An 18,192-nucleotide genomic window follows, 5' to 3' on the forward strand; every position below is an offset into this window, starting at 1 on the left:
TCACAGCTTGATGCAGACGTTCTTCGGCTCGGTGAAGAAGCGCAGCGCGTCCCAGCCGCCCTCGCGTCCCACGCCCGAGTCCTTCACGCCTCCAAACGGCGTGCGGAGGTCTCTCAGCATCCAGGTGTTCACCCAGACGATGCCGCTGTGCAGCCGCGAGGCGAAGCGATGCGCGCGCTGCAAGTCGCGCGTCCACACGCTGGCGGCGAGGCCGTACTTCGTGGAGTTGGCCCAGGTGAGCACCTCCTCCTCTGCGTCGAACGGAATCAGCGTGGCCACCGGCCCGAAGATTTCCTCCTGGTTGGTGCGGCACGAGGCGTCGAGGCCCTCGATGAGGGTGGGCTCCACGAACCAGCCGTTGCGGCAGCGGCCCGATACGCTGGCGCGCTTGCCACCGGCGAGGACGCGGCCGCCCTCCTGCTTCGCGAGCTCCACGTAGCTCAGCACCTTGTCGAAGTGCTGCTGCGACACCAGCGCGCCCTGGTCCGTGCCGGCCTCCAGCGGGTCGCCCACCTTGAGCGCGCGGGTGCGGGTGACGAGCGCCTCCTTGAAGCGCTCATACAGGGGGCGCTGCACGAAGATGCGCGGGCCACAGAGACAGATTTGCCCCTGGTTGGCGAAGGACGAGCGCAGCGTGGTGTTCAGCGCCTCGTCGAAGTCGCAGTCCGCGAAGATGACGTTGGGGTTCTTGCCGCCCATCTCCAGGGACAGCTTCTTGAAGGCGGGCGCCGCCACGCGGGCAATCTCCGCGCCGGTGCGAGTGCTGCCGGTGAAGGAGATGGCGCTGATGTCCGGGTGGCGGCTCATGGCCGCGCCCACCTTGGGGCCCAGGCCGTGCACGAGGTTGAGCACGCCCGGCGGCAGACCCACCTCGCGGCACACCTGCGACAGCAGATACGCCGTCATCGGCGTCACTTCGGACGGCTTGGCGACGACGCAGTTACCGATGGCGAGTGCCGGGGCAATCTTCCACGTGAGGAGGTACAGCGGCAGGTTCCACGGGGAGATGCAGCCCACCACGCCCAGCGGCGAGCGCAGCGTGTAGTTGAGCGCGACGTTGTCCGTCTGGTGCGCCTCGGTGGAGAACTGCGTGACGGCGTCCGCGAAGAACTCGAAGTTGAGGATGCTGCGCGGGATGTCGACGCTGGAGGCGACGGACAGGGGCTTGCCCGTGTCGATGGACTCCGCGCGGGCGAAGGCGTCCAGGCGGGAGCGGATGGCCTCCGCGATGCGGCGCAGCATGCGCGAGCGGTCCACCGCGGGCGTGGCGGACCAGGCGGGGAAGGCGCGCGAGGCGGCCTCCACGGCGCGCTGCACGTCCGGCTCGTCCGAGTCGGGCACCTTCGCGTACGTCTCCGCCGTCGCCGGCTCGGGCTTGTCGAGCCACGCGTTGCCGCTGGCGGGCAGCAGCTCTCCGCCGATGTAGTTGAGTACCTTCTCCATGGCCGGGCCCTCTGTGTGTGCCAACCCCACGGCCGGGCCAGGGACTCCCGCTGCGCTGGTTGCTCGCAGGGGAGGGGGCCTCGCCGGGCTGTGCGGGACGGGGCGCAATGTATGAAACCGGGAGGGGCGTCACCAGCGTCGCGCACGCGCGCCGTCCACTCGTGTACCCGGGCATGACGCGTTGCCCCAGGACGCCTGCTTCTGAGGGGAAGCAGTCATACTGGTGTGGCCCCCGTCACACCCGCGGACAGTTCTCCCCAAGGAGGAATGCGCGGCACGGTCCGCGCGGGGGAGGTCGATGATGTCAGCAGTCCGCAACGTGCTCGTGACAGGGGCCACGGGGCAGCAGGGGGGCGCGGTGGCGCGCTGCCTGCTGGAGCGGGGCCATCGCGTGCGTGCGCTCGTGCGCTTTCCGGAGGCGCCCGCCGCGCGGGAGCTCGAGCGCCTCGGGGCCGTGCTCGTCCCGGGCCGCTTCGAGGACTTCGCGTCCCTGGTGCGCGCCATGGCGGGCGTGGAGGCCGTCTTCGGCGTCACCACGCCCTTCGAGGGCATCGCCGAGGAGGCCATGAAGGGCATGGCGCTGGTGGACGCGGCGCGCGAGGCCCGCGTCGCGCACTTCGTGCTCACCTCCGCGTGCAACGCGGACCGCGACACCGGCATCCCCAGCTTCGAGAGCAAGCGCCGCGTCGAGGAGCACCTGGTCCGCTCCGGCCGGCCCTTCACCATCGTCGCGCCCGCGTACTTCCTGGAGAACCTGCTCACGCCCTTCAGCCTGACGGGCCTGCGAGCCGGCGCGTTCTCCCGGTGGATGCCGGTGAAGCAGTGCGTCCAGTACGTCGCGGTGGAGGACATCGGGCGCTTCTGCGCGCTCGCCTTCGAGCGGCGCGAGCCGTTCCTCGGGCGCAGGTTCGACCTCGCGGGCGATGAGCTCGATGGGAACGAGGCCGCCTGGGTTCTCTCCCGCGAGCTGGGCAGGCTCATCCGCCCCGTCGAGCTGTCCCTGGACTCATTTCCCGCGCAGGGAGAGCTGGGGCGGAACGTGGTGGCCCTCCTCGCGTGGATGGGCCGCAGGGGCTTCAGCGCGGACGTCGTCGCCCTGCGGCGGGAGCTCCCCGAGGTGGGCTGGCAGTCCTTCGAGTCGTGGGTCCGCGCCCACCGTGACGCGCTCCTCCGCGCGGAGCGGGCGGTCACCCACCCGGGCTGAGCAACAGCGAGGAGAGGCCACCGAGCAGGGGTGCCATCACGGCGAGGCCCTGCTGGAGCTCCTGGAATGCGGACTCCTGCATGCCAAGGTAGGCGCGCGCGGCCTGCAGCTCCTCGGACCGCGCCTTCCAGGGCGCCTGGGCTCCGAGGGATTGTCGGACGAGCCGCTCCGCGAGGGCCTCGCCCACGTCTCTCAGCGTCTTTCGAATCGGGACGTAGACGCTGGCCATGAGCCCTGAGTAGTAGACGCCGTAGCCCACGACAGGCGCTTCCGGGAACAGCTCGGGGCGCGCGGGAAAAGCTGCGTTGAGCAGGTTGCGCGAGATGCCGATGCTCAGCACCGACATGGCGAAGTGGAGCGCAGCGAGGCCCAGGACCAGTCTCAGTTGAGCTCGGAGCCGCAGGTACCGTTGCACGTCGTCCTCGAGCGCTCCTGCCTCGGGTTCCTTCTCCTGGGACGGGGCGCCCGGCGACAGGCGGAGAAGCTGGACGTGTACGCAGCACAGGCTCAGGGCCTGCAGTGTCACGACCGCTATCCCGAACGGAGTCAGGATGTGCACCCTCGTATTGAACACGGACATCGAAGGGGTGATCAGCGCTTTCAGGGCAGGGCTCTCCCGCCAGAGGAGGACCTGGGCGGCGAAGGGCAGGATGACGATGAAGAGGGCGACGGTGGTGCAGAACAGGACCGCCATCCGCTCCCTCCGCGTGCCGGGCCAGACCGGGCGGTTCTTGAATTCACCCCAGAGGATGGAGACGTAGGCGACCCAGAGCGCTGGCTGAATCGAGAGGAAGATGTGCCAGAACCCCGACTGCCGTGAGCCCAGGAAGGCCAGGTGCTGGAGGTGGGGACCCACCAGGACGAGGTACGCCGCCATGAAGCCCAGGGCGGTGAGGATGAAGAAGCCGAGCGACGAGCCGAAGACGAGCGAGAGGGCCGCGCGTGCATCCCGCCAGACGGACCGGCGTGGGCCCCGAGGTGAAGCTTCCCGAGGAGAGGGAACCTTCTCGCCAGGCTGCGACATGAACGCCCCCTTCGTGACACGGCGGAGCCCAGGATGGTCGAAGGAATGTCCGCCGGGCATGCCCCCCAGGCGCCTGTTCCTGTTGGTGAGCGCTCAGGTGGCGTGTCCATTCCTCGACGCGGACGAGGGTGTGGCCCCTGAGGATGCCGACCTTGCGGAGGGCCCCGACTCGTAGCGTGGGACGCGTCACATCTCCGTCAGGCGCTGTCTGCCTTTGAAGGCCGTTGGAGGCCTTGCGCATGCAGACGAGCGGCGAACGGACCCCTGGCAGAGAGGACACCTCCTCCCTGCTGCTGGAAGGGCGAGTCCTGAAGCACCAGTGCCGTCACCAGCCCGTGCCCGGCACCTGCCGCGTGGAGACGTTGACGCGGTTGAACATGTTGACCATGGCGACGTACATGACGAGCTGCGCGAGCGCGGGCTCCTCGTAGCATCGCGCGACCTCCTTCCAGACGTCATCGGGCACCGGCTCCGCGCGGTCACTGAGGCGGGTGGCGCACTCGGCGTACGCCAGCGCCGCGCGCTCGGCGTCGTTGAAGTGCGGCGACTCCCTCCACGCCGACACCATGAAGAGGCGCTCATCCGTCTCGCCCAGCTTGCGGGCCTCGCGCAGGCCCAGGTCCAGGCAGAAGGCGCAGCCGTTGATTTGACTGGCCCGCAGGTGGACGAGCTCGAGCGTGCGCGCGGGCACGCCGCCCTGCTTCAAGGACTTCGCCAGCGCCAGAATGGCGTTGAGGGCCTCGGGGTTGTGCGCCGCGGGGTTCTTCATTCGTGCTTGCATGGTGTTCTCCTTCGGGGTTCATCCGGGGTTCATCCGGTTTCAAAGGCATGACGAATCCCGAAAAGGAGATGTGACCGATGCACGAAAAAGACGGGCTGGCGGGGCGGTTCGAGGCGCATCGGGCCCACCTGCGCGGCGTGGCCTACCGGATGCTCGGCTCGCTGTCGGAGGCGGAGGACGCCGTCCAGGAATCGTGGTTCCGGCTCAGCCGCGCCGACACGAGCGAGGTGGAGAACCTCGGCGGCTGGCTCACCACGGTGGTGGCCCGGGTGTGCCTGGACATGCTGCGCGCCCGCGAGTCCCGTCGCGAGGACCCTCAAGGTGAGGGCGTGCCCGAGTCGCTCGTGAACCGCGAGGGCGGTGTCGCGTCTCCGGAGCAGGAGGCGCTGCTCGCGGACCAGGTCGGGCTCGCGCTGCTCGTGGTGCTCGACACGCTGTCGCCCGCCGAGCGCATCGCCTTCGTGCTGCACGATTTGTTCTCCGTCCCCTTCGAGGAGATTGCGTCCATTGTCGGACGCGAGCCCGCCGCGGCCCGGCAGCTCGCGAGCCGCGCGCGGCGCCGCGTGCAGGGCGCGGCCACGCTCCCCGAGGCAGAGCTCACGCGTCAGCGAAGCACGGTGAACGCGTTCCTCATGGCCCTGCGTACGGGAGACCTGGACGCATTGCTCGCGGTGCTGGACCCGGAGGTGGTGCTGCGGAACGACCGTGTCTCCATCCCCGCGGGTGCGCCGCTGGAGATTCGCGGGGCGCGCACCGTGGCCTCGTTGGCGCTCAAGGGGGCGCGCGGCGCCGTCGCCGCACGGCCGGCGCTCATCAATGGCGAGGTGGGCATCATCGTGGCGCCCCAGGGCCGGCTCTTCCTCACGCTGCACTTCACGTTCAAGGACGGGAAGATTTCCCACATCGACGTGCTCGCCAGGCCCGCGAGCCTGCGCGCGCTCGAGGTGTCCTTGCTCGACGAAGGTTGAGTGGCTGCTGTGCGGCCGGCCGGGGCGGGGAACGACTTCAGCCGATGTGAACGTTTCCCAAAGCAGTTGTGCTCCGAAGGGGGGAACGCACAGCATGCCCATGGAACCCGCCGTGCCCTTGCCGCAGGAACCGTCCGAAGAGGAGGTGGGCCCCCGGTCGCTCTTCACCGCGCCCACGCTCGAGGAAGCGCTCTTCCTCATGGCGGAGATGGCGCGCGGGCTGACGCGGGCGCATCAGGCCACGGTGACGCTGGCACCCAACGCCCAGCGTCCGCATGGCGTCGTCGCCACCTCCCTGTCGGCGACCTATCAGGCGTGGGGTGGCTACTCGGTTCCGTCGCCCGCATCCCGCCCGGACAAGCCGCGGCTCCGACTGGAGCCTCGCGGGGAGGAGCGCGTGGCCCCGTCGCGCGGCTGGCTGTCGGTGGCGCTTCCGGGGAGCGCGGGCACGCTCCAGGTCTTCGACCCCGAGTCGGGGCGCGACTTCACCCGTGAGGACGAAATCGCGCTCGACAGCCTGGTGGACCTGGCCGGCATGGCGCTGGACGCGGTGCGGCTGCGCGAGGAGAACGCGACCCTGCGCAAGCGGCTGCGCCAGTCCGAGGAGCGCTTCCAAGCGCTCGCCCGCGCGTCCAGGCAGGTGGTGTGGACGGCGGATGCCCGGGGCGCCATCACCCAGGTGAGCACCACGTGGGGGGACTTCACCGGGCAGAACCACGAGCAGTACTCCGGCTGGGGCTGGATGGCCGCCATCCACCCGGATGACCAGGCCCGCGTGGCGGACGTGGTGCGCCGCACCACCACGCTGGGCGGCCTCTACGAGTGCGAGTACCGCCTGCGCCGCAGGGACGGCTCGTACTTCCCCACGCTGGCGCGCGGCGTGGCGCTCCTCAACGAGGACGGCACCGCGCGCGAGTGGGTGGGCGTCAACACCGACCTCACGGCGGCGCGGCCCGCCGAGGGCGAGCTCGAACGGCTGCTGCGCGAGGAGCAGGCGGCGCGCACCCTGGCGGAGGCGGCCGAGCAGCGCGCGGCCTTCCTCTCGGAAGCGAGCCGCGTGCTGACGTCCTCGTCGCTGGACCCGAAGGCGACGCTGGACGCGCTCGCCTGGCTCACCGTGCCCACCATGGCGGACTGGTGCTTCGTGGACCTCCTCGACGACGCGGGCGTCACGCACCGCATGTCCGTGGCGCACGCTGACCCCACGCAGGACGCCCTGGCCCGCGAGGTGCGCGACTATCCCCCCGGCGCCACCGGCTCCAACCACCCCACCACGCGCGTGGTGCGCCGCGCCGAGTCCGTGCTGGTGGATGACGTCTCCGAGGCGTGGCTGCGCCGGGTGGCGGTGAGCCAGCGGCACTACGAGGTCATGAAGGAGGTGGGCTTCCACTGCATCATGTCCGTCCCGCTGCTGGCCCGGGGCCGCTCACTGGGGGCGCTCACCTTCCTCGCCGTGCGCCCCTCGCGGCGCTACACGCAGGCGGACCTGGTGACGGCGCAGGACCTCGCGCGCCGCGCCGCGCTGCTGTTGGACAACGCCATCCTCTACCGCGAGGCCCGCAAGTCGGTGCTCCTGCGCGACGAGTTCCTCTCCATCGCCAGCCATGAATTGAAGACGCCGCTGACGCCGCTGCAGCTGCGCCTCCAGTCCATGCGGCGCGAGACGCAGAAGGGCTCGCCCTCCATTCCCACCACGACGGTGGCCTCGCAGTTGGACGTGGTGCAGCGGCAGGTGACGAAGCTGTCCGCGCTGGTGAACGGGCTCCTGGACGTGTCGCGCATCTCCAGCGGGCGGCTGACGCTGGACCGCGAGCCCATGGACCTGGCCGAGGTGGCGCGCGACGTGGTGTCCCGCTTCTCCGTCACCGCCAGCCAGGCCGGGTGCCCGGTGACGCTCGACACGCGCGACGACATGCGCGGGAGCTGGGACCGGCTGCGGGTGGACCAGGTAGTGACGAACCTGCTCACCAACGCGCTGAAGTACGGCGCGGGCAAGCCCGTGCACGTGTCGCTCTCCGGGGACGAGGCCCACGTGCGCATCGTCGTGGAGGACTCGGGCATCGGCATCGCCCCCGAGCACCTGTCCCGCATCTTCGAGCGCTTCGGCCGCGCCGTCAGCGAGCGGCACTACGGGGGACTCGGGCTGGGGCTCTACATCACCCGGCAGATTGTCGAGTCCCACGGAGGGGAGGTCCACGTCCACAGCACGCCCGGCCAGGGCAGCCGCTTCGAGGTGGTCCTCCCCCGGTGAGTCGAAGCCGCGTCAGCTCCCCATGCGCGCCTTGAGGCGGTCCTTCACGCGGGGGAAGTCCTCCGGCGCCTTCACCGGCTCGAAGCGGCTGGTGGCCGGGTCCACGCGCTCCACCTCGATGAAGGTGACGGGCAACAGCGGCTGGCCGTCCGGACGGGCGAGGCTGCTGGCCTCCGCCGTCACCTGCTCCAGCTGAATCACCGGCTGGCCGTCCACCTTCTTGGTGACGACGCGGTAGGGGATGGGGATGTCCTTGTCGAGCAGGGGCTCCAAATCGAAGGTGATGTTGTTGGTGGAGATGGTGGCGTGCTTCGTCGCGTCCACCTTCTCCACGAGCTGGAGCATGCCGTTGAGCCGCACCGGCGCGGCGCCCGCGTCCAGCGCGCCGCTGGCGGGGTTGGTGCGCGGCGTGACCTCCACCGTCATCTGCTTGCCCAGCTCCAGGTGCATGCCGATGACCACCGGGTCCAACGTGGCGGCGAGGTTGTCCACGTTGGAGAAGTAGACCTGCCGCACGCCCTGCTTGCGCAGCGTCTCGCCCACGCCGCTGTCGCGCAGGGCGCGGAAGACGTCGCCGTGGCCCGACGGCGCGAAGGAGAGCTGTCCTTCCGCGTCCCGCCACAGCTCGTGCGAGGCCGTCAGGCGCGGCAGCATCCGCTGGCGGAACAGGTGGACGTGCTTCGTCTGGCCCGTCTTCTTCAGGTGCTCTTCGATTCCGTCGTGCGTGAGGTACGACGTCATCACCGCCATGGGCACCGGGCGCCCGTAGCGCTGCTCCAGGCGGCGGCCCTCCTCCAACTTGATGTCCAGGAAGGTGCGCTCGCCGTAGACGGGGACGAGGCCCTTCACCGCTCCGCCGAAGCGCGTGCCCGCGCCGCCCGCGACGATGAGCGCGGCCACCTGCCCGTTGCGGAAGGCCTCCTCGCCGCGCGCGCGGTACTTCTCGTACGCGGGTGTGCCGGGACGGGGCAGGGGCTGGACATCGCCCTCGTGCAGTGGCTGCAGCGCGCTGGTGGGCGCCGCGGCCTCCGCGAGCTCGCCGCGCTTCAGCTGGGCGAGCAGTTTGCGAAAGCTGGCGACGTCGAAGCCGTCGCGTGCGAGCTGGGGACTTTCGAGTTCCGCGTCAGTCTTTTCAGAGGACATGGGGGAAGGCTTTCGCGACCGCGTGTTTGAAAGCAATGCCAAAAGGGCTCGCTCCCGTTTGTTCTTGAACGGTGGGAATCAGGGTCTGGATTGCCCTCCCCACCCCCCACGGGCGCACGTCGGCTCGGCTATAAGGGGCGGCGGGAGGAATCCTCATGTCGCGCAAAATAGCCCTCATCACCGGTGCCTCGGCGGGCCTGGGCGAGCAGTTCGCACAGTGCTTCGCGAAGGACGGACACGACGTCATCCTGGTGGCGCGCGGCGCCGCGCGGCTGGAGGCGCTCGCGGCGAAGCTGGAGAAGGAGCACGGGGTGAAGGCCCACGTGGTGCCGGCGGACCTGGGCCAGCCGGACGCGCCCGAGCGCGTCTTCGAGGCGGTGCGCGAGAAGGGGCTGGCGGTGGACTTCCTCGTCAACAACGCGGGCTTCGGCTCCACCGGCCCCTTCCTGGAGCAGGACCTGGCGCGCGAGGCGGAGATGGTGCAGGTCAACTGCACCGCGCTGCTGAAGCTGACGCACCTCTTCGCGCGGCCCATGCGCGAGCGCGGCAGCGGGCGCATCCTCAACATCGCCTCCACCGCCGGCTTCCAGCCCGGGCCGTACATGGCCACGTACTACGCGACCAAGGCCTTCGTGGTGTCGTTCTCGGAGGCGCTCGCGCACGAATTGAGGGGCACGGGCGTGGCGGTGACGTGCCACTGCCCCGGCGCCACGCACACCGAGTTCGCCCAGCGCGCGGGCAACCACAAGTCGCGCCTGTTCCAGCGGCCCGGCGTGGCGAAGGCGTCGGACGTGGCCGCGCATGCCTACAAGGCGATGATGCGCGGGCGCGTGCTCTCGGTACACGGCGCGCTCAACTGGTTCGCCGCGGCGATGGTGCGCTTCAGCCCGCGCCCCCTCGTGCGCTCCATCGCGGCGAACCTCAACCAGCAGGCGTAAGGGAAGGGCGGGCGGCGTGGAGTGGCCGCCCGCCGGGGCTCCGGCGTCAGTTGAACGTCGCGGACAGGAACAGCATGCCGTTGACGACGTTCCACTTCGTCGTGTCGTCCTTGTCGGGGATGCGGCTCAGTGCGAGCTCGGCGCCGACGCCCAGGCCCCAGTTGTCGCTCACCCACCACTCCTTGCCGATGCCGAGGTGGAGGCTCCCGCCGATGTCCGTTTCCGCGACCTTCTCTCCGTCTTCGTCGATGCTGAAGCTGGCGAAGGAGAGCGCACCCGACAGGTACACGTTGGCGGGCATGAGATAGTACGTGGCGCCCACGCCGAGCGCGCCGAAGTTCTGGCTCACGTCGTCGTCATTGCCCTCGATGGTGAGGTCGCCCACCTCGATGTCTGGATTGGGCGCGGACGTGCCGAAGAACTTCCCGTAGACGATGAGGTTGCGCACCACCGCGCCGCCGATTTCGGCGTTGAAGGCCGCGGCCCCGCCCTTGACGGCGAGGTCCTCGTCCACCACGGAGGCGCGGGTGTAGCCGCCACCCAGTTGCAGTCGCGCATAGAAGCCGTCGTGCTCGTGACGGCCGGCGTTGTCGTCGGCGCTCGCCGCCGTCGCCGTGAGGAACATTGCCGCCGAGACAATCCAGGGAGTGTGTCGCATGGAGAGATTCCTTGAGCCGAATGTGCCCGCCCGGCCAGGGGCCCTGGCGTTATGCCTCGGGACGGCGGGGAAAGGCCAATATTCACGCGGAGCGCCGTGAGTCCGCCGGACGTCTCGGGTAGCGTGCCGGGCCATGCCGAAGAGCCCGGACGCGCCCGTGCTGGAGCCGTTGCCCCTGGACCTGGACTTGGACTTGGGGTCGACGTCATGAACACCTCCGTCCGCGGGCTGCTCGTCGCGCTGGCGACCTTCGGGGGGAGCCTCTTCATCTCCGGTGCGTGGCTGATGGTGGGGCTCTTGATTGCCGGCAAGGCGCTGGGGGCCCGCGCGGGCTTCGGGATGATGGTGACGCTGGTGCTGACGGCGGCCACCTTCCTGGCGGGCATCGTCATCGTCTACCGGGGGCTGGGCCGGGTGGGGATGGCGGGCAACGCGCGGCTCGCGGGCGCGGGGGCGTATGGGCTCGTCGCGCTGGTGACGCTCGGGCTTCTGGCCTTCATGACCCTGGTTGCCTTCAACCGCTGACAGTGCGTCACGGCGCGCTTGCGCGCCCGCGCGCGGGTGCCGGAAAGTCGCCGGCCATTTCTAGAGAGAGGGATTCGGAATGACCGTGGACCACCAGGAGCTTGCCCGCGCGCTGGACTCCGCGCGCCTGGAGCGCCGCGAGGTGGCGCCGCTCACCCGTGAGCTGCCGCAGCTCGCGCTGACGGACGCCTACGCGATTCAGGAGGCGGGCATCCGGCTGCGCCTGTCGCGGGGCGAGCGCGTGGTGGGCCTGAAGATGGGGCTCACCTCGGAGGCGAAGCGCCGGCAGATGAACCTGGACTCGCCGGTGTACGGCGTCCTCACGGACCGGATGCAGGTGCCGGCGGACGGCGTGATTCACGTGTCCCAGGGCATCCACCCGAAAATCGAGCCGGAGATTGCGTTCCGCACGTCGCGCGAGCTGGGCGGGAAGGTGACGCGCGACGAGGTGCTGGACGCGTGCGCGTCCGTCTTCGCGGCGATGGAAATCCTCGACTCGCGCTACAAGGACTTCAAGTACTTCTCCTTGCCGGACGTGGTGGCGGACAACTCGTCGTCGTCGCTGTTCGTGGTGGGCACGGAGGAGCACTCGCCGCGGAAGCTGGACCTGGCGCGGCTGGAGATGAAGATGTCCGTCAACGGCGAGGTGGTGCAGGCGGCGCGCTCGGAGGCCATCTCGGGGGACCCGGTGGTGTCCGTCATCCAGCTCTGTGAGTTGCTGGCGCAGCGCGGGCAGGTGCTGCCGGCGGGGAGCATCGTCCTGGCGGGCGCCGCGACGGCCGCGCACATGCTGCGGCCGGGAGACCGGGTCCAGCTCACGGTGGAAGGGCTGGGCACGGTGGCAGTGTCCGCGGCCTGAGGGACGGCCTGTCTGCCCGGGGCCAGGGCGGCTCAGGCCGCCTGGCGGGTGATGACCTGGCTGACCTGCTGGCTCAGGAGACGGAACGGGTCCCTTCGGCTGGCGGCGGGCGAGGAGACGATGAGGTCTCCCAGGCCTGCGCGGTAGAGCAGGTCGATGGTGGGCTCACCGCCCTTGAGCTGCTCGCTCAGCAGGAGCTGCGCGGCGCGGAGGTACTGGCCCACGGAGGTCTCCGCCTGGGCCCGGCTCCGTCCCTGCAGCACGGCCTCGAAGGCGCGCTCCAGCCGGGGCGTGCTCGCGGCGGGCTGATGCCGGGCGAGCTCCATCTCCTCCAGCGCGTACACGAGACAGAGCTCGGGGGAGGCGTGGTGGATGTTCGCGTAGGTCTCGGAGAGGTATGCATCCACCTGCTTCGCTGGTACCGCGCGTGGCATGAGCCACAGGCGCACCGCGCCGTAGTGGCCGTTGTCCGGTTCGAGCCTGCATGCGCGCTGGATGGCGTCCCATGCCGCGCGAGGGCGCCCCTGCGCGTGCTCGATGCGGCAGGACACCCACCAGAGCCACGGCGTGCCAGGGAACCGCGCGAGCAGCAGGGCGACTTCACGGGCGTAGCGCTGCCGCTCCCTGCCGCGCAGCAGCTCCAGGCTTCCGGAGTGCCGCGCCACGAGCGGTGACTTGCGCAGGGCGCCGCCGAACGCGGACTCCAGGCGGAAATAGCGGAGCTTGAGCCGGGACAGCATCGGGGCCGCGACGGCCTCGGGGACCCTGCCCGCGGCGTCGAGCACGAGGCCCCAGGCCTTCGCGGCCAGCACCGGGTCGAGCCCTTCCACGAGGCAGGCGCACTGCTCGACGGCGGAGGCGAGGCGCGTCTCGGGCGTGGGGTGCTCCAGGGTGAGGAGCGCCCGGGCCTCGGCGCGGGCGGCGTCATGGAGGAGGGCGGCGGCCTCGAAGGTCCGCGCGCTGCCTCCCTCGGCGAGCAGCGCGGTGGCGCGGAGCTTCAGCTTCCCCGCCTCACCCAACCCGAGCTGGTAGTGCTCCGCCCTCATGGCTTCACCTTAGCCATGAGCGCCACATGGGGCGAGGCGCACCAGAGCGACAGGTGCGCCTCCACGACATCCGTCCGTGCCAGGAGCAGGGGGTGCTTGCCCGGCTCTTTCTCCCTCGCGCCGTGACGGAGCTCCTCCAGCACCCGGAGTCCTCCCTGGCTGCGCCCGGCGACCTCCACGCCGCGCAGTGCTCCGGGCGTGACGTCCAGCAGCAGGTCCGGTGGCAGGCCCTTGCGCATGCTCACCACGCGCCGTCCCGGGAGGAACACCGAGACGGCGATGAGCGCCAGGCCATACGCGGCGAGCTCGGTGACGTGCTCGCGCTGGGCCGTGCGCCCCGCCCGCATCCGCGCGGCCCGCTCTCGGACGGCGCTGTCCCGTGCCGCGAGCTTCTGCACGTCCCAGCGGAGCGAGAGCTGGAGTGTCTCCGTCCGGGCCTCCGGCGCGGGCTGGTGGTGCACGGTGAAGCGGAAGGGCTGGCGATGGCGCTCCTTCGCATGGCCCGGCACCCAGGCGAGGACACCCGGCACGGTGTCCACCACCCAGTCGAAGTCCTGGTCCGTGTAGAGCTGCTCCAGTGGGTAGTCGATGACGCGCACGCCGTGAAGGGTAGTGCGCGGGGCTGACACACGGCGGCCCCGCGAACGGCCTCACGGCGTCTGCCGCCCCCAACCGCCGGAGAGCCCATCCGCCGTCACGCGCAGGGCCTGGTCCTTCAGCTCCGGCGCGCAGGGCCGGAGCTTCGCTTCACCCAGGCTCGTGGACTCCACCACGAAGGACCTGTTCGTCCGGCTCGTCAGCCGCTCCGGCCAGCGGCCCTCTTCCGTGCGTTGCAGGTCCGCTTCCGCCAGGGCCAGCAGCGCATCGTGCTGGATGCGCTGCAGCTCCACCTGGTCAGCGAGGTTCTGGTACTCCCCGACGTCCGGACCGATGACGCGGTACAGCTCGTCTTCAGCCCACGCCGCCACCGCCGTGAAGCCCTTCCGCCGGGCCTCGGCCGGCTGGTCCGCCACCTGTAGCAGCGCGTCGAACGTCCTCACCATCTTCCGCCAGGCCAGCCGCGTGTCGAGCCCCGGGTCCTTCTTGAGCTTGCCGCGCCTCGCGCCAGTGTTCTGCGCCCCTTGCGGCAGCGAGGCCATCAGCTCCTCCGGAAGCATCCAGCCGAACTTCGTGAGCTGCTCCACCACGGCCACCTCCCGCAGTGTCCGCGAGAAGGGCGCGAACCCCTCCGCCAGCCGCGAGAGCTGCGCCACCGCCCTCCGCTTGCGCTCCTGCGGCGCCGCGTCCAGCGCCGCCGCGCACGGCCGGTACATGAGGCCGTGCCCCATCGCGCTCACCGTGAGCCCCTCCATCCCGCCCCCCTGCGCCAGCTCCCGGCTCAGCGCCAGTGCGTCCAGGCACGTGTCCACCGCCGCCGCCGCGCGTCCCTGCTCCACCCGCAGCCACGTCTCCAGCGCGGCCAGCCGCACCTGGTAGAGCAACGCCGGGGGACCCACGAACACGTATGGATGGTCCCGAGACGCCAACGCCCCCATCCCCTCCGGCAACCCGCCCGCCTCCGCGTGCGTGGCCTCCAGCACCTCCACCATGACCTCCCGACCCACCTCCAGCGCCTCATGGCAGATGGCCGGCATCGCGGACACGGGCTGTCTGCCCTCGATGACGCCGAGGCAGGGGAACCCGGTGGCCACCTCCTCGCGCGCCTCGGGCCGCTTGCTGAACACGCGCAGCACCTCGCCCATCAGCGGCTCCAGGTGCTGACCGAACGTCCCGGGCAGCGCGGGCGTCACGTGCGACGGTCTCGGGTAGCGCGCCTGCGCCAGTGTCTCCACGTCCCGCACCAGCCGCTCCGCCAGGGGGCGCGTGCGCAGTGTCGCGTACGCCACGCCCCCGAGGCTCGCGACGAGGACGAGCAGCACACCGCCGGCAAGGGCGAGGAGGGGGCGGGGGGAGGACATGCGGGGGGACTCCAGCGAGGCCCCCGGAGGTTCGCACGAAATGCCTCGCGCCGGGACTTCCCTCCGTCGGGTGGTGCACGTCACCGCCTGTCCGGGCGTCCTCCAAGCGGCAACGTCACCGGTCCAGGGGGATGCCGTTCTCCGCCAGCTCCACCGGCGCGCGCGTCACCGGCGCGGGGGAGAGCCGCTGCAGCAGGTACTCGGCCAGGGCCCGCGCCTGGCTGCGAATCTCCGGGATGGCCGTCGTCTCCCACAGCTCGCCCCGGCGAGGCGGCCCCAGCGTATAGAGCCGCCCGGACGCGCGGCCGCTCAAGTCCAGCAGCGCGCCGGCCCCGTCCGTGGCCAGCCCCATGCCCAGCACGTCCGGGCTCACCTGCCCCGAGTCCGCCATGGCCTTCAGCAGCGGGTGCCCCCGGGTGATGGCCCCCTCCGGCCCCGTGCAGTTGACCACGTGCTGCACGTGCAGCACGGTGTCCTCCCGGGTGCCGCGGGGCCGCAGGCGCGCCTCCACGCCCCCGTCCTCCAGGTGGAAGTTGCGCAGGCGCGCGGCATGGAGGTGCAGCCGGCCCTCGCGCCGCAGCTTCTCCACCGTGTCGCCGATGCACGGCGCCATGCGGTGGCGGTGCACCTCCCAGTGCGAGCGCAGGTGGCGCAGGAAGCGCCGCCGCTCGCCCTCCGTCAGCCGGTGCCACAGCGGCACCGTCGCCGGCCGCAGCGCGTCCACCACCGTGCGCCAGTCCGCGCCCGCGTCCGTCGCGCGCTTCACCTCCTGGCGCATGATGCGCAGCACCGCGCGGATGCGGATGGGGATGGGGTGCATGTGGCCGTCGGCGCCCATCCACTCCTCGCACTCGCGCAGTACCTCCTGGCGCAGCGCGCGCAGCACGTCGCGGATGCCGGGGGAGGAATACGTCGCGGAGGCGATCAGCGCGCCCCGCCGGTGCACGTGCGGCAGGAGCCCGTGCCGGGACACCGCGTGGATGACGCCCCGGTGCCCCTGCTCCTCCAGCGACAGCACGGTGTCCACCATGGTGAGGCCCGTGCCGATGAGCAGCACCGTGTCCCGGGGGCGCACGTCGAGCAGCGCGCCCGGAGCCCACGGCGAGCGGTGGTAGCGCGCGCTCGCGTACAGCCCGCCGTCCGGCACCCGCAGGTCCGCCGGCAGCGCGTTGCCCAGGGCCAGCACCGCCAGCCGCGCCTCGAGCTGTCCGCCGCCCGAGAGCGACAGCACCACCCGGCCCGCATCCTCGCACGCGGACACCACGTCCGCCGCCATCACCTCCAGGTGGATGCCGGCCGGCGCGCGCTCGACGTACTCGCGCAGCACCGACTCCAGATAGCGGCCGTAGCGCTGGCGGGGGACGAAGTCGCCGGGGCCCGTGTCCGGGGCCTCGCGCCGAATCCACCGCAGGAAGTGCTCCGGGTCATCCGGGAAGGCGCCCATCCTCGCGGCGGGGACATTGAGCAGGTGACGCGAGCTGTCCGTGGAGTACGCCAGGCCCCGGCCCACCCGTCCGCTCCGCTCGACCAGGACGACGCGAAGGGGCGCACGAGCGCTTTTCAAGAGGTTCAACGCCAGCAGCGTCCCGCTGGCCCCCCCTCCAACGATGGCCACGTCCCAACTCACCTGTGCATGCACGCCGCAATCGTATGTCGTGTCCGTCTTCGGGGCATCCTCGAAGGCCGCCCGCCGTCCAGGCGTCACGACGGAAGTCCGACACACAGCCCTGGCCAGGGGCCCGAGCGATGTTCACACTCCGACGCACATCCGGGGAGGACACCATGCGCGAGCACTCCAGCGAGGAAGCGGACGGAGGCTGTCCCGGGGCGGTGGACCTGCTCGGCTGGTCGCTCCCGGAGCGGGCTGGAGACGTGCCCTCCCTCGACTGGCTGGTGGAGCGGCTGCGCTCGAGCCGCCCTGACTGGAGACTCCTGGAGTCGCTCGTCCGTTTCGACCCGGCCAACTACTCACGTCGCGTCCTCCAGAGGACGGAGGCCTGTGAGCTGCTGCTGGTGTGCTGGCTGCCGGGGCAGGTGTCCCGGGTGCATGACCATGGCGGCTCGTCCGGGGTGTCCTGGGTGGTGCGCGGGCAACTCCAGGAGACGCGCTATGCCTGGGGCGGAGACAGGCTGCTGCCCCACGTGCGCGAGGGCGCGGAGGAGGGCGACTGCCTGCTGGAGCGCCCGGAGACCATCCACCGCATCCACAACGCATCCCGTCATGGCGCGGTGTCACTGCACGTGTACGCGCCGCCCATGGTGGGGATGACCCGGTATGACGCGAGCGTGACACCGACGCTGGACGCGGAGCTGGCGCTCCGGGGAATGCTCAGGCCGCCGCGTCCGCCTGGGAGCGCGACGGCTGCGCGAAGGCGCCCGCCACGGGCAACGTGACGCGGAAGGTGCTGCCCTGGCCGGGCGCGCTGTCCACCGTCATGGTGCCGCCCAGGGACGTGACGATGCCATGGCACACCGCGAGCCCCAGGCCGGTGCCCACGCCCAGCGGCTTGGTGGTGAAGAACGGGTCGAAGATTCGCTCGCGGTGCTCGGGGGAGATGCCGCAGCCGGTGTCGCTCACCTCCACCTCCACGCGGCCGGATGAAGCGGTGCGAGCCACCACGCGCACCAGGTTCTCCTCCACGCGGCCGGGGGCAATGGCCTGCGCTGCGTTGAGCAGCAGGTTGAGGAACACCTGTCCCAGCCGCGCGCCGTTGCCCTGCACCGGCGGCACGCCCTCGCACTCCACCACCAGGCGCGAGCGGTTGCGCAGCTCGTGATTGGCCATCTTCGCCGCCGTGCGCAGCACCGCCGCCAAATCCGACGGGCCGGTGCCCACGTCCTCGGCGCGCGAGAGCGTCTGCAAGTCACGGACGATGAGCCGGATGCGCTCGGCGCCGTCGCGCGTCTCCGCGAGCGCCTCCAGGACCTCCTGCCGCTCCTGCTCGGACAGCTCGGTCTTCTGCTGCAGCTCCTGGTGGATGTACTCGAGGTTGCTGAGGATGAAGGCGAGCGGGTTGTTGATTTCGTGGCCCACGCCCGCGGCGATGCGGCCGAGCGCGATGAGCCGGTCCGCGAAGAGCAGCTGCGCCTGGGTGGCGCGGAGCTGCTCCAGGCTGCGCGACAGCTTGACGTTGGCGGCCTCCAGCTCGGCCGTCCGCTCGCGCACCGTGTCCTCCAGGGGCGTGGTGTTCTGGGGGCGGGGACGGGGGCGCCCCGTGGGGCCGTGGACGGTGACGGCGTCGAAGGCGCGCCGGAGCGTGCCACGCCGCCGCGCCACCGCCGCCATCAGCAACACCCTCGCTCGTAGCGTCATCACGTCCAGCTCCGGCGGCCGGCGTCTGCCCTCGGCGAGCCTTGGAAGTCGCGGCAGACCGGTGCAGTCAACACCGGGAGA

At 71.1% G+C, this 18,192-nt stretch carries 17 protein-coding genes; 7 read left to right on the forward strand and 10 right to left on the reverse strand.

From position 1 onward, the window contains the following. Positions 1–1,443, reverse strand: coding sequence for an aldehyde dehydrogenase (locus tag ACVTJA_RS06940; RefSeq protein ID WP_465834870.1), 1,443 nt, complete (start codon positions 1,441–1,443; stop codon positions 1–3). 298 nt (positions 1,444–1,741) lie between these two features. On the opposite strand from ACVTJA_RS06940, the gene ACVTJA_RS06945 reads away from it, so the two are divergent. Further along, positions 1,742–2,647, forward strand: coding sequence for an NmrA/HSCARG family protein (locus ACVTJA_RS06945; RefSeq protein WP_465834872.1), 906 nt, complete (start codon positions 1,742–1,744; stop codon positions 2,645–2,647). Here the strand turns inward: ACVTJA_RS06945 and ACVTJA_RS06950 are convergent. Together ACVTJA_RS06950 and ACVTJA_RS06955 are read right to left on the reverse strand one after the other, a co-directional pair. Further along, the gene (locus tag ACVTJA_RS06950) at positions 2,631–3,671 is read right to left on the reverse strand and encodes a hypothetical protein (RefSeq protein ID WP_465834874.1); all 1,041 of its coding nucleotides are present in this window, start codon (positions 3,669–3,671) and stop codon (positions 2,631–2,633) included. The two genes, ACVTJA_RS06945 and ACVTJA_RS06950, sit on opposite strands and share 17 nt — an antisense overlap. Positions 3,672–3,996: 325 nt before the next feature. Then, on the reverse strand, positions 3,997–4,452 hold the full coding sequence (locus ACVTJA_RS06955; RefSeq protein WP_465834875.1) for a carboxymuconolactone decarboxylase family protein: 456 nt from the start codon (positions 4,450–4,452) through the stop codon (positions 3,997–3,999). Positions 4,453–4,529: 77 nt separating this feature from the next. On the opposite strand from ACVTJA_RS06955, the gene ACVTJA_RS06960 reads away from it, so the two are divergent. Both ACVTJA_RS06960 and ACVTJA_RS06965 read left to right on the forward strand, forming a co-directional pair. Further along, positions 4,530–5,420, forward strand: a complete 891-nt coding sequence (locus ACVTJA_RS06960) for a sigma-70 family RNA polymerase sigma factor (RefSeq protein WP_465834877.1) — start codon at positions 4,530–4,532, stop codon at positions 5,418–5,420. 94 nt (positions 5,421–5,514) lie between these two features. After that, positions 5,515–7,671: a sensor histidine kinase gene (locus tag ACVTJA_RS06965; protein ID WP_465834879.1), complete on the forward strand. Its 2,157-nt coding sequence runs from the start codon at positions 5,515–5,517 to the stop codon at positions 7,669–7,671. Between the two features lie 12 nt (positions 7,672–7,683). Here the strand turns inward: ACVTJA_RS06965 and ACVTJA_RS06970 are convergent, their stop codons facing one another. Next, positions 7,684–8,814 carry a UTP--glucose-1-phosphate uridylyltransferase gene (locus tag ACVTJA_RS06970; RefSeq protein ID WP_465834880.1) on the reverse strand — a complete coding sequence of 377 codons (1,131 nt, stop codon included), beginning with the start codon at positions 8,812–8,814 and terminating at the stop codon, positions 7,684–7,686. A 155-nt stretch (positions 8,815–8,969) separates the two neighbouring features. Here ACVTJA_RS06970 and ACVTJA_RS06975 point away from each other — a divergent pair, with 155 nt between their 5' ends. Further along, positions 8,970–9,752, forward strand: a complete 783-nt coding sequence (locus ACVTJA_RS06975) for an SDR family NAD(P)-dependent oxidoreductase (RefSeq protein ID WP_465834881.1) — start codon at positions 8,970–8,972, stop codon at positions 9,750–9,752. 46 nt (positions 9,753–9,798) lie between these two features. Here the strand turns inward: ACVTJA_RS06975 and ACVTJA_RS06980 are convergent, their stop codons facing one another. After that, a complete protein-coding gene (locus ACVTJA_RS06980) occupies positions 9,799–10,410 on the reverse strand; it encodes a hypothetical protein (protein WP_465834883.1) in 612 nt (203 codons plus the stop codon). Between the two features lie 207 nt (positions 10,411–10,617). Here ACVTJA_RS06980 and ACVTJA_RS06985 point away from each other — a divergent pair, with 207 nt between their 5' ends. Then, the gene (locus tag ACVTJA_RS06985) at positions 10,618–10,935 is read left to right on the forward strand and encodes a hypothetical protein (protein WP_465834885.1); all 318 of its coding nucleotides are present in this window, start codon (positions 10,618–10,620) and stop codon (positions 10,933–10,935) included. Between the two features lie 79 nt (positions 10,936–11,014). Beyond that, the gene (locus tag ACVTJA_RS06990) at positions 11,015–11,794 is read left to right on the forward strand and encodes a 2-keto-4-pentenoate hydratase (protein ID WP_465834886.1); all 780 of its coding nucleotides are present in this window, start codon (positions 11,015–11,017) and stop codon (positions 11,792–11,794) included. 32 nt (positions 11,795–11,826) lie between these two features. Here ACVTJA_RS06990 and ACVTJA_RS06995 read toward each other — a convergent pair whose 3' ends face one another. The 4 genes from ACVTJA_RS06995 to ACVTJA_RS07010 form a co-directional block, all read right to left on the reverse strand. After that, positions 11,827–12,840: a hypothetical protein gene (locus ACVTJA_RS06995; protein WP_465834888.1), complete on the reverse strand. Its 1,014-nt coding sequence runs from the start codon at positions 12,838–12,840 to the stop codon at positions 11,827–11,829. Further along, a complete protein-coding gene (locus ACVTJA_RS07000; RefSeq protein ID WP_465834890.1) occupies positions 12,837–13,469 on the reverse strand; it encodes a hypothetical protein in 633 nt (210 codons plus the stop codon). Before ACVTJA_RS07000 ends, ACVTJA_RS06995 begins: the two co-directional genes overlap by 4 nt. A gap of 21 nt (positions 13,470–13,490) precedes the next feature. Then, a complete protein-coding gene (locus ACVTJA_RS07005; RefSeq protein ID WP_465834892.1) occupies positions 13,491–14,798 on the reverse strand; it encodes a hypothetical protein in 1,308 nt (435 codons plus the stop codon). A 115-nt stretch (positions 14,799–14,913) separates the two neighbouring features. After that, on the reverse strand, positions 14,914–16,413 hold the full coding sequence (locus ACVTJA_RS07010) for an FAD/NAD(P)-binding protein (RefSeq protein ID WP_465834894.1): 1,500 nt from the start codon (positions 16,411–16,413) through the stop codon (positions 14,914–14,916). A 167-nt stretch (positions 16,414–16,580) separates the two neighbouring features. Here ACVTJA_RS07010 and ACVTJA_RS07015 point away from each other — a divergent pair, with 167 nt between their 5' ends. Then, on the forward strand, positions 16,581–17,192 hold the full coding sequence (locus tag ACVTJA_RS07015; RefSeq protein WP_465834896.1) for a cysteine dioxygenase: 612 nt from the start codon (positions 16,581–16,583) through the stop codon (positions 17,190–17,192). On the opposite strand, the gene ACVTJA_RS07020 is transcribed toward ACVTJA_RS07015, so the two are convergent. Beyond that, positions 17,128–18,111, reverse strand: coding sequence for a sensor histidine kinase (locus tag ACVTJA_RS07020; protein ID WP_465840328.1), 984 nt, complete (start codon positions 18,109–18,111; stop codon positions 17,128–17,130). The two genes, ACVTJA_RS07015 and ACVTJA_RS07020, sit on opposite strands and share 65 nt — an antisense overlap. Positions 18,112–18,192 lie beyond the last annotated feature (81 nt).

It is taken from the genome of Pyxidicoccus sp. M6 (assembly GCF_055568925.1).

Coding starts and splice junctions, on each gene's coding strand:
- ACVTJA_RS06940 (WP_465834870.1), bottom strand. CDS start 1,443: ATGGAGAAGGTACTCAACTACATCGGCGGAGAGCTGCTGCCCGCCAGC.
- ACVTJA_RS06945 (WP_465834872.1), top strand. CDS start 1,742: ATGATGTCAGCAGTCCGCAACGTGCTCGTGACAGGGGCCACGGGGCAG.
- ACVTJA_RS06950 (WP_465834874.1), bottom strand. CDS start 3,671: ATGTCGCAGCCTGGCGAGAAGGTTCCCTCTCCTCGGGAAGCTTCACCT.
- ACVTJA_RS06955 (WP_465834875.1), bottom strand. CDS start 4,452: ATGCAAGCACGAATGAAGAACCCCGCGGCGCACAACCCCGAGGCCCTC.
- ACVTJA_RS06960 (WP_465834877.1), top strand. CDS start 4,530: ATGCACGAAAAAGACGGGCTGGCGGGGCGGTTCGAGGCGCATCGGGCC.
- ACVTJA_RS06965 (WP_465834879.1), top strand. CDS start 5,515: ATGCCCATGGAACCCGCCGTGCCCTTGCCGCAGGAACCGTCCGAAGAG.
- ACVTJA_RS06970 (WP_465834880.1), bottom strand. CDS start 8,814: ATGTCCTCTGAAAAGACTGACGCGGAACTCGAAAGTCCCCAGCTCGCA.
- ACVTJA_RS06975 (WP_465834881.1), top strand. CDS start 8,970: ATGTCGCGCAAAATAGCCCTCATCACCGGTGCCTCGGCGGGCCTGGGC.
- ACVTJA_RS06980 (WP_465834883.1), bottom strand. CDS start 10,410: ATGCGACACACTCCCTGGATTGTCTCGGCGGCAATGTTCCTCACGGCG.
- ACVTJA_RS06985 (WP_465834885.1), top strand. CDS start 10,618: ATGAACACCTCCGTCCGCGGGCTGCTCGTCGCGCTGGCGACCTTCGGG.
- ACVTJA_RS06990 (WP_465834886.1), top strand. CDS start 11,015: ATGACCGTGGACCACCAGGAGCTTGCCCGCGCGCTGGACTCCGCGCGC.
- ACVTJA_RS06995 (WP_465834888.1), bottom strand. CDS start 12,840: ATGAGGGCGGAGCACTACCAGCTCGGGTTGGGTGAGGCGGGGAAGCTG.
- ACVTJA_RS07005 (WP_465834892.1), bottom strand. CDS start 14,798: ATGTCCTCCCCCCGCCCCCTCCTCGCCCTTGCCGGCGGTGTGCTGCTC.
- ACVTJA_RS07015 (WP_465834896.1), top strand. CDS start 16,581: ATGCGCGAGCACTCCAGCGAGGAAGCGGACGGAGGCTGTCCCGGGGCG.
- ACVTJA_RS07020 (WP_465840328.1), bottom strand. CDS start 18,111: ATGACGCTACGAGCGAGGGTGTTGCTGATGGCGGCGGTGGCGCGGCGG.